The organism is Nesiotobacter zosterae (assembly GCF_033843645.1).
GTDB classification, from domain to species: domain Bacteria; phylum Pseudomonadota; class Alphaproteobacteria; order Rhizobiales; family Stappiaceae; genus Pseudovibrio; species Pseudovibrio zosterae.
The window spans coordinates 201,951-214,716 of sequence record NZ_JAWXVZ010000008.1; the positions used below are offsets into that span (position 1 = coordinate 201,951).

Here is a 12,766-nt window from a genome sequence, read left to right on the forward strand (position 1 = left end):
TGCCACCTCTCTACTGCGGCGTATTCTGAACGCGAGTTGTAGCCATTCAGGCCCACAAGGAAAAGCGGTGGTTTTTTGACATGACCGAAGCACCTCGCTGGCACGCCCTATCGATTAGTGACACTCTTCTGGCTCTGAGTGCGACTGAAAAAGGCCTCACCCAACTGCAGGTGGAAAAGCGCCTGCAAGAACATGGGCCGAACAAGCTGCCGGAGAACGCTGGCCCCAGCGCACTGAAACGATTCCTCGGTCAATTTCACAATGTTCTCATTTACGTCCTGCTTGGCTCTGCTTGCATAACGGCGCTGTTGGGACACGTCATCGATACCAGCGTGATCCTCGCCGTTGTGATCATCAATGCGATCATTGGCTTCATTCAGGAAGGCAATGCAGAACGGGCCATGGATGCGATCCGCCAGATGCTGGCTCCAAGCGCAAATGTGATCCGGGATGAACAACGAAAGAGCATTCCCGCCGACCGATTGGTGCCCGGCGACATTGTTTTGCTAGAGGCGGGCGACCGTGTTCCCGCTGACCTTCGCTTGACCTCCGCCACACGCTTGCAGGTGCAGGAAGCCATTTTGACCGGAGAGTCATTGCCAACGGAGAAAAGCACAGCCCCAGCGGGCGCGGAAACCTCACTGGGTGACCGCTCATCCCTCGTTTTTTCTGGCACCCTCATCACAAAGGGGCAAGCCACCGGCGTCGTGGTTGCCACCGGCGCAGCTACAGAAATTGGCCGCATCAGCGGGTTGCTCTCCAATGTAGAACAGCTGACGACGCCCCTGCTCCAGCATATGGCCGCTTTCGCAAAGTGGCTCACGTTCCTGATCTTGCTTATAGCCCTTCTGCTTCTGGGCTATGGCGCGCTTTTCACCTCACTTGGCTTCAAAGAGGTGTTTATGGCGGTGGTAGGGTTGTCCGTTGCCGCAATACCTGAGGGACTGCCAGCCGTTCTCACAATTACTCTGGCCGTTGGCGTGAAAGCCATGGCAGAGAAAAACGCGATTGTCCGCCGCTTACCTGCCATTGAGACACTTGGTTCTGTCTCAGTCATCTGCACCGACAAGACCGGAACCCTGACACGCAACGAGATGATGGTGGCAAGCGCCGTAACAAGTCACCAAGCGTACATGGTCGAAGGTGATGGCTATACCCCTGTTGGGGCCGTCCTCAAGGAAGATGGAATGGCTGTGCCTGCGCCGTCCCTGTGTCTTCAGGCGCTAGCAAGAACCGCGGCTCTTTGCAACGACGCCTCCCTACATCGCGATGGAGCTGGCTGGGCTGTGGTTGGCGACCCCATGGAAGGAGCTCTGCTCACTTTTGCAGAAAAACTGGAAATAAGGCCATCACATGAGCAGCACGAATGGCCTCGTACCGGCGTAATACCCTTCGATGCGGAACATCGATACATGGCTTCTCTCAATCGGTCCATGGCCGAAGGCCTGCGGATTTTTGTGAAGGGCGCTCCCGAAAAGCTGCTCGCTCTCTCTTTTGCTCAGCTTTCAGAGGCGGGGCATGAGGAGCCGCTCAATACCGCTTACTGGCTCAATGAGGTAGAGCGGATCGCAGCCAGAGGGCAGCGCGTCCTCGCTTTTGCGATCAGGGAGGAACACAAGGAAGGCGAGCCTCTCGACGAGAATGAACTCAACGGAACACTTACGTTTGTTGGCCTTGTCGGATTGATAGACCCGCCGCGTCCTGAAGCCCTCCAAGCCATCTCCGAGTGTCACTCAGCCGGCATTCGCCTGAAGATGATCACCGGCGACCACGCCAAGACAGCCGTAGCCATTGGCAGGCAAATAGGTTTGACCAGCAGTGACTTGGTGCTGACCGGCGCTGACCTCGACAAGATCAACGATGCCGATCTGAAAGCACGCGTGCAGGACTGCGATGTCTTTGCGCGCACAAGCCCAGAGCATAAACTCCGCTTGGTCATGGCTCTGCAATCCCTTGGCATGACGGTGGCCATGACTGGTGATGGCGTCAATGATGCCCCAGCCTTGAAGCGGGCCGATGCCGGTGTGGCCATGGGCCAAAAGGGCAGTGAAGCGGCCAAAGAGGCGGCCGAAATCGTTCTTGCAGATGATAACTTCGCGACCATCGTTGCCGCAGTCCGCCAGGGCCGAACGGTATACGACAACATCAAGAAAGTCATAAGCTGGACCCTGCCAACCAACGCGGGGGAAGCCATGACCATCATCGTGGCCCTTCTCTTGGGGCTAGCACTTCCTGTAACACCGGTTCAAATCCTTTGGATCAACATGATCACAGCGGCCACCTTAGGGCTGGCCCTGGCGTTTGAGCCCACAGAGACGCACACGATGAAACGGCCACCGCGCCCGCGCAGTGAGCCCCTTCTGACCTCTGGGCTTATCTGGCACATTGTTTTCGTCGCCATGCTGTTCATTGCCGGCGTCTTCGGCATCTATGCCTATGCCATTTCAAGCGGCTATCCGGTTGAACTTGCCCGCACCCTCTCAATGAACACGCTTGTGATCATGGAGATATTCCATCTGTTTTTTATCAGGCGGTTTTACAGTGTTTCACTTGATCTGAGCGCCCTCGTTGCCACGCCGATCGTGTGGATCACCGTGACCATAACCGTCTCCGCTCAGATCGCCATTACCTATCTTCCCGCTCTGCAGGGCATTTTTGACACCCGTGCCATGTCACTTGGTGACTGCCTGCTGGTCCTTAGCATTGGCATTGCGCTGTTTGTCTTGGTTGAAACGGAAAAGCACCTGCGGCGGCGTTTGTTCAAGGCTGATCAGATGTAAACAGCAGGTGTGGTCACGTTGGACAGACCACCCCGGCGCAACTGGCTGGCGATTTCTTCAACGCGGTCTTTTTCTGCGGCGGGCCAGTCCTGCGCTTCACCTCGCACCCCATGATGCTGAAAGGCATTGAGGCGCAGGTTCAGGCCTGGAGACAAGTCCAAGACAAAGTCCAGCAAACGATCAATCTCAGCAGGCACGTCTGTAATTCCGGGAATGAGCAGATAGCGCAGTTCGTGCAGTTTGCCTTCCGCATGTAAGAAGCGGGCCGAGGCCAGGACACGTTCGTTGGTGCGTCCGGTCAGTTTACAGTGCAGGTCACAATCAAAGCTTTTGATATCCAACATGACCCCGTCTGTGTATGGCAACACCGACCGCCACGCGAACTCCGGCAAATATCCGTTACTATCAATGAAGCAGGTCAGATCGCGAAGGCTGACGCTTTGCTTCATCACCCCAAACAGCGCAGTGATGAACTTCAGCTGTGTGGTTGCCTCCCCCCCTGAAACCGTGATGCCATTCAAGAATGGTTTGTTCCGTTGGACCAGCTCCAAAACCTCACCAATGGTTACATGAAAGACCTTGGGATTTGAGTTGATTGGGCAGACCTCCAAACACTGATCACACTCATCACATCGGGTCGGATCATGAACAACCCTGCCCCCAATCATGCTGAGGGCGCCGGTTGGACAGGCAGGAACACAGTCACCACAATGGTTGCACAGGGCCATGGTGTGGGGGTTGTGACAATTCAGGCAGGCGAAGTTGCAGCCCTGCAGGAACAGGACAAGCCGGTTCCCCGGCCCGTCCACGCAGGAGAACTTCAGGATCTTGCTGACCTTAGCCTCTGGTAAATTCATGGGCGATCACCCTTGGGGCTCGGTCCAGAATGGCACCGGTAATAGAGGCCTCTGCGCCAAGAACCGTGGTGTTGATGCGAGAGCCGCCGCTTTCCTTGAACTTCTGGATGTCTGACAAACGCACCATGTAGCCTGTCACCCGCACCAGATCATTGCTGGAGATGTTGGCAGAGAACTCGCGGAACCCCAGCGAGAATGCGCCTATCACCAACTGGCTCAGAGCCTCCCGATTGTTGCGAATGGTCTCATCCAACGTCAGAATTTCGCTGACACCAGAGGTATAGTAGCCATGGTGGCCCGCTAGCGCCTGAATGTGAGTGACAGGGTCCGGCTCGGAACCATAAGGAATGCGTACACCCGGTGTACATCCACCATCATCACTCAGGCCTGCTTGGGAGTGCAGCATCGCACGGCCGCGCCAAACATTTTCCATCTCCCGGCTTTCGACAGCTTCCGCCAATACAGCCGAAATGCGATGCCCGAGGGAGTTTGCAGCATCATCATGGCCATATTGCCCGGCAAGGCCTGCCTTTTCCTGAAGCTCGTTGACCGCTTCTGCCATGGCAAAGATACCAAACATGGCAGTAAACCGGTCTTTGGCTATCCAGCCTTCCTTGACCAAGAAACTTTCAAAGAAGCCGGATTTTTCAAAGAGATGGTTGACGCGGACCTGAGTGAGGCGGAAGTTCAGATCCACATAACGCGGCAAGACGTTTTGGAAAAAATCTTCAACACTGACAGAGCGCTTGGCTACTTCATAAAGGTTGATGCGCGTCAGCGTGGACGCACCGCCGCACAAGGGCAGCGCGTTGTAGCAACTGGCAATGCCATAGCCTGCGGAATCAAAGATCGGCTGGTGCACCGGATGGTTGGCAATGTGCGGCTTCGAGCACTCAATAATGCTGTCGCAAGCCATCTGGAAGATCTCGTCACTGCTGACTTCAGGATCCCAAATGAAAGTCAGGTTCGGCGCAACTTGCTTGAGTTCTGAATCCACCCTCAAAATGGCACGCGCCACCCGGTTGTCAGAAGGCCCAATGTTGGCGTGCATGAAGGCATCTGGCAGCACACGGTCCAGATAGCGCCAGAAAAGTTTGATCTTGCTGTAAAGCGCCTCTTCGCTCACACCGTCGCAATAAGGCAGCAACAAGTCATCCAAATGCCCCAAGAACACCGGCATGTTGGTAACCGACGGCACGTGGTGATAGGCAATCATCAAGGAGTTGATGGCCTCGTCAAGCGTTTGCGCGGGCTCAAGTTCAAGAAACTCACTGCCCTTCTTGAGGACCACTGAATAGTCCGGCATCACGTAGCGCGGCTTGAACGGCGCATGCCCCTCGTACATGTCGCAGATCACGCGTTCCTCCAACGCGCGGGCTGTCTCCTCATCCAGCTCGGGATAGGCCAACGAGTTTTCCGCCTCCAGCGAAAGGGCTCGGGCTTTTTGAGAGAATGACAGGGATGGGTCTTCAGTGATTGTCTTGAAGCGCGCTTGCAGCTCTTGCATGTGGCAGTTCCTCAATGGTCTTTGCCAGCAACTTACCCGAGGAACGGCAGGTAAAAATTGAACTGGCGCAAAAGATCACTTCACGCACAGGAAAAATATCACATTTCAAGGAAGGATTTGGTGCGGACGGCGGGACTCGAACCCGCAAGCCTAACGGCGGCAGATTTTAAGTCTGCTGTGTATACCAATTCCACCACGACCGCTTGTTATCCTCTGGATAGCTGTGCGGCATTGGAAGTGCAAGAGGCGCTATGCTTTTTCCAATGCGCAAGCTCAACAAAGGCCGCGCACGCACACGCAAGGCGCCAAGAGCCTCAAGGGAACCTGATCTTCACAGACGCGCGCGGGCATGCTATCCCCACATCCAATCATTCCTCCACAAAAGCACAGGTTCCCCTCATTTTTCGCAGAAAACTGAAGCAAGCCGCGCTATATAGAATGGGAAAGATAAGCCGCATCGCCGAGTACCCATCAGTTGTCGGGGAGCTCTTCTACGGAGAACCGGGGCTTGTATCGCGTTGTCGCCGCTGACTACAGTGATGCATCGAAGTCTCCGCTCAAGCTTCAAGATCTGGTGGCGCGGCCCGACAAAGGAAATTGGAATACATGGTCTCTTATATTGATGCCGCCACCGCGCCCTTGAAGAACACGGGTCAGATCCGCCTCTATGGCCCCGACGACTTTGAAGGCATGCGCCGCGCGTCTCAAGTCACAGCTGCGTGCCTTGATGGTGTGACTGATTTGGTAAAGCCGGGCGTCACCACTCAGGAAATTGATGATTACGTCTATGAGTTTGGCAAGAAGCATGGCGCAGTTCCTGCGACGCTTCACTACCGCGGCTTCATGAAGTCTTGCTGCACATCCATCAATCATGTGGTGTGTCATGGCATTCCGGGCCCAAAGCCACTGAAAGAAGGCGACATCGTCAACATCGACGTCACCTTCGTACTGGATGGCTGGCACGGGGACTCCTCTCGAATGTATGGTGTTGGCAAGCTGAAACGGGCCTCTGAGCGCCTTATTGAAGTGACGCACGAGTCACTCATGCGCGGCATAGAGGCAGCCAAGCCGGGCAACACGACCGGTGACATTGGTTATGCCATTCAGTCCTACGTCGAAGCAGAGCGCTGCTCTGTGGTCCGGGACTTCTGCGGCCATGGCGTCGGCAAGCTATTCCACGACATGCCGAACATTTTGCACTACGGCCAACCGGGCGAAGGCATTGAGCTTAAGCCGGGCATGATCTTCACCATCGAACCAATGGTGAATCTGGGCAAGCCGCACGTGAAGGTGCTGAAAGACGGTTGGACCGCCGTAACCCGTGACAAATCCCTGACGGCTCAGTTCGAGCACTCCATCGGGATTACACCCGATGGCTGCGATATTTTCACCACATCGCCAAAGGGGCTGTTCAACCCGCTGCACCCGGAGACCCAATAAGGCTCGGGCAAACCATGAGAAGGAGAGTGAGTTGTCGGAAGACCTCTTTGGCCTGTCGGAAAGCCCACTCTCCCTGCGTGACCGCGGCTCCAAGGCAGGTAAGACCGCCAAGAGCAAAGAACCGAAGCATTATCACGGGCACCGCGATCGCCTGCGCCAACGCTTTGATGAGGCAGGCGCGGAGGCGCTCCAATCCTATGAGCTTCTTGAAATGCTTTTGTTTTCCTGCATCAAGCAGGGCGACACCAAACCGCTCGCCAAAGCGCTGATCGAACGGTTTGGCTCCTTTGCGAAAGTTCTGGCCGCACCACGCGAACGATTGATGGAAGTCCAGGGTTGCGGCGAGAAAACCGCGCGGTTCATCAAGGAGCTGCAAGCCGCCGCCGTGCTGTTCGCAAAAGATCAGGTGGACCCGCAAACACCCTTGTCATCTTGGTCGGCAGTCATGAACTACATTCATGCCGCGATGGCGCATAGCCAGACCGAGGAGTTCCGTATCCTGTTTCTTGACAAGAAGAACCAGCTGATCGCCGATGAAATCCAGCAACGCGGCACCGTTGACCATGCCCCGGTTTATCCTCGTGAGGTGATCAAACGAGCACTGGAGCATGGGGCCAGCGCTTTGATATTGGTACACAATCACCCCTCCGGCGACCCGACCCCTTCCCGCGCTGACATTGAAATGACCGCACGCATCAATGACGCGCTCAAACCACTCAATATTGTGCTGCATGATCACATCATCATCGCTCAACACGGACATGCAAGTTTTCGTGGGCTGAACCTGCTCTAAGCCGCAAAACAAACGCGTCAAAAACGGGCAGCACTACAGGCTCGCTCAAGACTTCTCGTGAATAATCCAAGCCAAAATATCCTAAAAATCCCTGCATATGTCACGCAAGGAGTGTGTTGAGCATGTCCGAAGTCTCTGACAAGCCAAAGAATTGGGGCAATGGGGCCGAGTTGGTGCATCTTCCCGAGTCCAAATTTCCCAAGCGCAACAAACTGGCGCGATTGATTGCCTTCGGCTTGCTTCTGGTAATCTGTGCCGCTCTTATTTCAGGCTACACAGCTTTCCAATACACCACGGAAAAAGCGATCATCTATGAATCTGAAAAAGAACAGCGACTGATCTCCAGTAACCTTCAGGTATACCGCGACAGCCTTGCTTACGAGGTGGAACGCATCGCTCTTTCGGAAAAGGCTTACAACACGGTGAAGTCGGGTGAGCGCAACCTGTTTCTGGATCAGGACCTCACGCCCACCAAAAACAACCGCGGCGACAGGGATGTATTTCTCATTCTGGATGCAGAGAAACAGCCTGCATATGCCTACCGTCAGGACCTTCCGTGGCATAACCGAATTTATGATGGCGCGCTGAAAGAACAAATTGCGCCGACCATCGACATGCTGGAGCGCAACCTCAGAACACACGTGGATCAGAGCAGCCTGCCAGCCCCTCTGCGCAGCGCAATGCCTATTGATCTGAGCATGCGCGACATCATTCGTTTTGATGGCGGCATTGGCCTTGCCACAGTTGCGGCGATTGCTCACCCGGGCAGCGAGGGGCAGCAAGCCCTGCGCCATGCCGGCTACCTTATCTGGATCCGCCAGCTCGACGCCGACCTCATGGACAATTTCGAATCCATCACCGGCATGCGGGACATCTACCTCACGTCCTCCCCGAACGATGCAGACCCAGACAGCGTTTCCGTGCCGCTGGAAAACGTGCGCGGAGATGTGGTGGCCTACCTGAGCTGGACCACTTCAGCAGCATCGAAAGCTCTCTACGACGAGTTGATGCCGTACATGTTGGCCGTCACCCTCGTCATTTTGGTTGTCGCGCTGGGTCTGTTGTATTCATCCGTGCGCTTGGCCGATCGTCTCGTTCAAAACGAGGGCCGCGCCCGCTTTGCATCCCTCCATGACGCCCTCACCGGTCTGCCAAACCGCACCTACTTCAGCGAAGCGCTCACCCCGATGCTGCGCAAGACCCGCATGAACAACAAGGTCGCTGGTGTGGTCTACATGGACCTTGACCACTTCAAGCAGATCAACGACAGCCTTGGCCACTTGGTCGGTGATGAGGTGATCTGTCAGGTGGCAGAACGTCTTCAAGAAGTCCTTCGACCCAATGATTTGCTTGCACGGATCAGCGGGGATGAGTTCCTCATCCTGCTGCCAAACCGCGCAGACTTAACGGAAATCGAAGAGGCTTGTTTTGAAATCGAGCAAGCGGTCACCAAGCCCTACATGGTTGAGAAAAACCGCATTCTCACCACTGCAAGCCTGGGTGTGGTCGTGAGCCCCGAGTACGGCCATGAGATGAACGAGCTGCTGCGCCGTGCCGATATCGCCCTCTATCAGGCCAAGGAAATGGGCCGTGCCCGTCACGTCGTCTTCCAACAGCACATGGAAGAGCGGATCCAGATGCGCCGCACCATTGAGGAAGAGATTGAACGCGCGCTGAAACGCAATGAGTTCGAAAACTTCTACCAGCCGATCATGGATGCAAAGGGTGAGCGCGCAGTAGCCGCAGAGGCCCTCATCCGCTGGAACCATCCAACCCGCGGACAGATCGCGCCCGGAACATTCCTGCATGTGGCGGAAGAATCTCAGCTCATCAACAAAATCGGTGAGTGGGTTCTGGAAACAGCCATGAAGGATGCCACTCACATGCCGGGCATTCAGATGTGCGTCAATGTTTCTCCAAACCAGCTACGCCACCCAGACTTCCCACCGCTTGTGGAACGCCTGCTGCAAAAATACGAGTTGGAGCCAGGCCGCATTGAACTTGAGGTAACAGAAGAAGTGCTAATGAGCGAAGCCGAAAACGTCGGCGAGACGCTGAAGCAGCTTCACAACATTGGTGTCAAAGTCGCTTTGGATGACTTCGGCACCGGGTACTCAAGCCTCAGCTATTTGCGCCTTTACAACTTCGACAAGATCAAGATCGACCGCTCGTTCGTTGAGGACCTTGATCATGATGTGGACGCGCAGGAGATCATGCGCTCGCTCATCCACCTTTCGGAAGCCATCAAGATGGACATCTGCGTTGAAGGCATCGAGCGCAAGTCTCAGTTCCAGTTCCTTTCAGAGATCGGAAATCCGGTCCTGCAAGGTTTCTACTTCGCCCGTCCAATGCCCCTGACAAAATTCCGCCTCTGGCGTGAAGGGGAAGCGGAAAACGCTCTTGATGACATCGAGTTGGTTGAGGAGACCACCTGAGCAAACTCACTAAGTCCAAAAGCAAAGGGCGGGTGTCGAACCCGCCCTTTTTCGTTTCTACGCAGAACAGTAGGGATCGGTTAGCCCTTGGCCTTCAACGCGGCTTGCGCTGCGGCAAGGCGTGCAACCGGCACGCGGAACGGCGAACAGCTGACGTAGTTCAAGCCAATTGTTTCGCAGAAAGCGATGGAAGCCGGATCGCCCCCATGCTCACCACAAATGCCAAGCTTGATATCTCCGCGCTGCTTGCGGCCACGTTCCGCCGCAATCTCAATCAGTTCCCCCACACCGTTGGTATCAAGGGAGACGAACGGATCCTTCTCCAGGATCTTGCGCTCCTGGTAGGTCCCCAAAAATGATGCAGCATCATCTCGGGATATGCCGAAGGTGGTTTGCGTGAGATCGTTGGTCCCGAAAGAGAAGAACTCGGCCGAACCGGCAATCTCTTCCGCCCGCAGCGCAGCACGCGGCAGTTCGATCATGGTGCCAATGGTGTAGTCCAGTTTAACGGACTGCTCTGTCTCGATTTCCTTTGCGACCGCTTCAATGCGATCACGCACGAAATCAAGTTCAGAGCGAAGGCCGACCAGTGGAACCATAACCTCCGGCTTCACGGAGACGCCGCGACGTCGAGAAACTTCGGCAGCAGCTTCAAAGATAGCCCGAGCTTGCATCTCGGCAATTTCAGGGAACGAGATCAAAAGGCGGCACCCACGGTTGCCGAGCATCGGGTTGAACTCTTCAAGTTCAAGCGCCCGCTCCTTGAGATCTTCCGCATCCACATTCATCTGCCGCGCCACTTCACCGATTTCATCCTCGGTCTTTGGCAGGAACTCATGAAGGGGTGGATCCAGCAAGCGAATGGTGACCGGCCGGTCTTCCATCAGCTCAAAAATCTGAGTGAAGTCATCCCGCTGCATAGGCAAAAGCTTGCCCAGTGCCTCACGGCGCTCTTCCTCGGTGTCAGACAGGATCATCTCACGAACGGCGAGGATCCGATCTCCATCGAAGAACATATGCTCGGTTCGGCACAGACCAATCCCTTCGGCACCAAAAGACAATGCCGTTTTTACATCCGTTGGTGTCTCAGCATTGGCGCGCACGCGCATGCGACGCAGACCATCGGCCCACTCCATGAGCTTCTGGAAGTCGCCAGAAAGCTCTGGCTGAAGCATCTTTGCACGACCTGCAAGGACCTGACCGGAACTGCCATCAATGGTAATGATGTCGCCCTTCTTGAAGGTTCTGCCATCTACCAGCATGACCTGCCGCTGCATGTCCACACGAATGCCGCCAGCACCAGACACACAAGGCTTGCCCATGCCGCGCGCCACTACAGCCGCGTGACTGGTCATGCCGCCGCGAGAGGTCAGAATACCCTCTGAGGCATGCATACCGTGAATGTCTTCCGGACTGGTTTCTGTGCGAACCAGAATGACAGCCTTGCCATCCGCCTTTTCAGCTTCCGCCTCGTCCGGATTGAACACAATAGCGCCGCTGGCCGCACCCGGAGAGGCGGGCAGACCTGTGGTCAGCTCATCCCGTTCCGCAGCGGGGTCAATCGTTGGGTGAAGAAGCTGATCAAGTGAGCCCGGATCAATCCGAAGCACTGCCTCTTCCTTGCTGATCAGGCCTTCATCCGCCATTTCAACGGCGATTTTGAGCGCTGCCTTGAGCGTCCGTTTACCTGTGCGGGTTTGCAGCATCCAGAGCTTGCCGCGCTCTACAGTAAACTCAAGGTCCTGCATTTCACGGTAGTGTACTTCCAGCTTGTTGCAAGTATCCTGAAACTGCCGGAACACCTCAGGCATGATCGCTTCGAGGGAAGGCTTTTCAGAACCAGATGCAATACGCGCAGCTTCCGAAATGTCCTGCGGCGTCCGGATACCAGCCACAACGTCTTCGCCCTGCGCATTCACGAGGAATTCGCCATAAAGCGCGTTTTCACCAGTGGCCGGGTTGCGGGTAAACGCCACACCTGTCGCGGAGCCCTCTCCCATGTTGCCGTAGACCATGGCCTGCACGTTGACCGCAGTCCCCCACTCCTCAGGGATGCTGTGGATCTTGCGGTAAGTTTGCGCACGCGGGATCATCCATGATTGGAAGACGGCGCTGACAGCACCCCACAGCTGCTCTTGCGGGTCATCCGGGAAATCGCGACCCAGCTCTTCCTTCACCCTGGCCTTGAACGCGTCAACACAAACCTTCCAGTCTTCTGCGGCCAGGTCCGTATCGAGCGTATAATCTTTTTCATCTTTGATATCTTCGATGATCTCTTCGAAGTAATCATTATCAACGCCGAGCACGACGTCCGAGTACATCTGGATGAATCGGCGGTAGCTGTCATAAGCGAACCGCTCGTCGCCAGACTGTTCGGCCAGCGCACGTACGGTAACGTCATTCAATCCGAGATTCAAAACTGTGTCCATCATGCCCGGCATGGAGACCCGCGCACCAGAGCGAACGGACAACAACAACGGGTTGCTCGTATCGCCGAACGTCTTGCCTGTCAGCTCTCCCACAGCTTTCAGCGCCTGAGCGATCTGCTCTTTTAGCTCTTCAGGATACGTGCGCTCGTTCTGGTAGTAATGCGTGCAGACTTCTGTGGTTACGGTAAACCCTGGAGGCACAGGAAGCCCCAGTCGGCACATTTCAGCAAGGTTGGCACCCTTCCCACCGAGAAGATTGCGCATTTCAGCGGCGCCCTCGGTCCTGCCTTCACCAAAAACATAGACCCACTTGGTCATAGCACCCCCCTTTATCTGCAGTGAAATATCTTAATGCAAAGAGTAGCTGAGTATAGCAAGATGCATTTGGTGCGACCTTAGGGGTAATGCTTATCTCACTTGAAAAAAACTATAAGATACAGGAGGCAAGAAAATCGGAGGATGGCTGCTTCACGGTATATTTAGCTTTTTTCGACCACTCAATAGGTTAGAGTATGTGGCAAGCTC

General features: G+C 55.3%; 7 protein-coding genes and 1 tRNA gene. 4 read left to right on the forward strand and 4 right to left on the reverse strand.

Annotated elements, in window-relative coordinates; translation table 11 throughout:
• Nucleotides 1–80 precede the first annotated feature (80 nt).
• On the forward strand, nucleotides 81–2,780 hold the full coding sequence (locus Q3Y58_RS13750) for a cation-transporting P-type ATPase (protein ID WP_319622630.1): 2,700 nt from the start codon (nucleotides 81–83) through the stop codon (nucleotides 2,778–2,780).
• Here the strand turns inward: Q3Y58_RS13750 and Q3Y58_RS13755 are convergent.
• The 3 genes from Q3Y58_RS13755 to Q3Y58_RS13765 all read right to left on the reverse strand — a co-directional run bounded on the left by Q3Y58_RS13755 (nucleotide 2,771) and on the right by Q3Y58_RS13765 (nucleotide 5,347).
• Complete coding sequence (locus Q3Y58_RS13755) at nucleotides 2,771–3,637, reverse strand: YjjW family glycine radical enzyme activase (protein ID WP_319622631.1); 867 nt, start codon at nucleotides 3,635–3,637, stop codon at nucleotides 2,771–2,773. The genes Q3Y58_RS13750 and Q3Y58_RS13755 overlap by 10 nt on opposite strands.
• A complete protein-coding gene (locus Q3Y58_RS13760; RefSeq protein ID WP_319622632.1) occupies nucleotides 3,618–5,144 on the reverse strand; it encodes a YjjI family glycine radical enzyme in 1,527 nt (508 codons plus the stop codon). The genes Q3Y58_RS13755 and Q3Y58_RS13760 overlap by 20 nt, the downstream gene beginning before the upstream one ends.
• A gap of 118 nt (nucleotides 5,145–5,262) precedes the next feature.
• A tRNA-Leu gene (locus Q3Y58_RS13765) sits at nucleotides 5,263–5,347 on the reverse strand.
• A 403-nt stretch (nucleotides 5,348–5,750) separates the two neighbouring features.
• On the opposite strand from Q3Y58_RS13765, the gene map reads away from it, so the two are divergent.
• The 3 genes from map (at nucleotide 5,751) to Q3Y58_RS13780 (ending at nucleotide 9,812) form a co-directional block, all read left to right on the forward strand.
• A complete protein-coding gene (gene map, locus Q3Y58_RS13770; protein ID WP_274218676.1) occupies nucleotides 5,751–6,584 on the forward strand; it encodes a type I methionyl aminopeptidase in 834 nt (277 codons plus the stop codon).
• Between the two features lie 31 nt (nucleotides 6,585–6,615).
• Nucleotides 6,616–7,377, forward strand: coding sequence for a RadC family protein (radC, locus tag Q3Y58_RS13775; protein WP_413697823.1), 762 nt, complete (start codon nucleotides 6,616–6,618; stop codon nucleotides 7,375–7,377).
• A gap of 122 nt (nucleotides 7,378–7,499) precedes the next feature.
• Nucleotides 7,500–9,812: a putative bifunctional diguanylate cyclase/phosphodiesterase gene (locus Q3Y58_RS13780; protein ID WP_319622633.1), complete on the forward strand. Its 2,313-nt coding sequence runs from the start codon at nucleotides 7,500–7,502 to the stop codon at nucleotides 9,810–9,812.
• An 80-nt stretch (nucleotides 9,813–9,892) separates the two neighbouring features.
• Here Q3Y58_RS13780 and ppdK read toward each other — a convergent pair whose 3' ends face one another.
• Nucleotides 9,893–12,559 (reverse strand): pyruvate, phosphate dikinase, encoded by a 2,667-nt coding sequence (gene ppdK, locus Q3Y58_RS13785; protein ID WP_319622634.1) that lies wholly within the window; start codon nucleotides 12,557–12,559, stop codon nucleotides 9,893–9,895.
• Nucleotides 12,560–12,766: the final 207 nt, after the last annotated feature.

Excerpts from the sequence above, each read along its gene's own strand:
- Q3Y58_RS13780 (WP_319622633.1), top strand. The coding sequence starts at position 7,500 with ATGTCCGAAGTCTCTGACAAGCCAAAGAATTGGGGCAATGGGGCCGAG.
- Q3Y58_RS13750 (WP_319622630.1), top strand. The coding sequence starts at position 81 with ATGACCGAAGCACCTCGCTGGCACGCCCTATCGATTAGTGACACTCTT.
- ppdK (WP_319622634.1), bottom strand. The coding sequence starts at position 12,559 with ATGACCAAGTGGGTCTATGTTTTTGGTGAAGGCAGGACCGAGGGCGCC.
- Q3Y58_RS13755 (WP_319622631.1), bottom strand. The coding sequence starts at position 3,637 with ATGAATTTACCAGAGGCTAAGGTCAGCAAGATCCTGAAGTTCTCCTGC.
- Q3Y58_RS13760 (WP_319622632.1), bottom strand. The coding sequence starts at position 5,144 with ATGCAAGAGCTGCAAGCGCGCTTCAAGACAATCACTGAAGACCCATCC.
- map (WP_274218676.1), top strand. The coding sequence starts at position 5,751 with ATGGTCTCTTATATTGATGCCGCCACCGCGCCCTTGAAGAACACGGGT.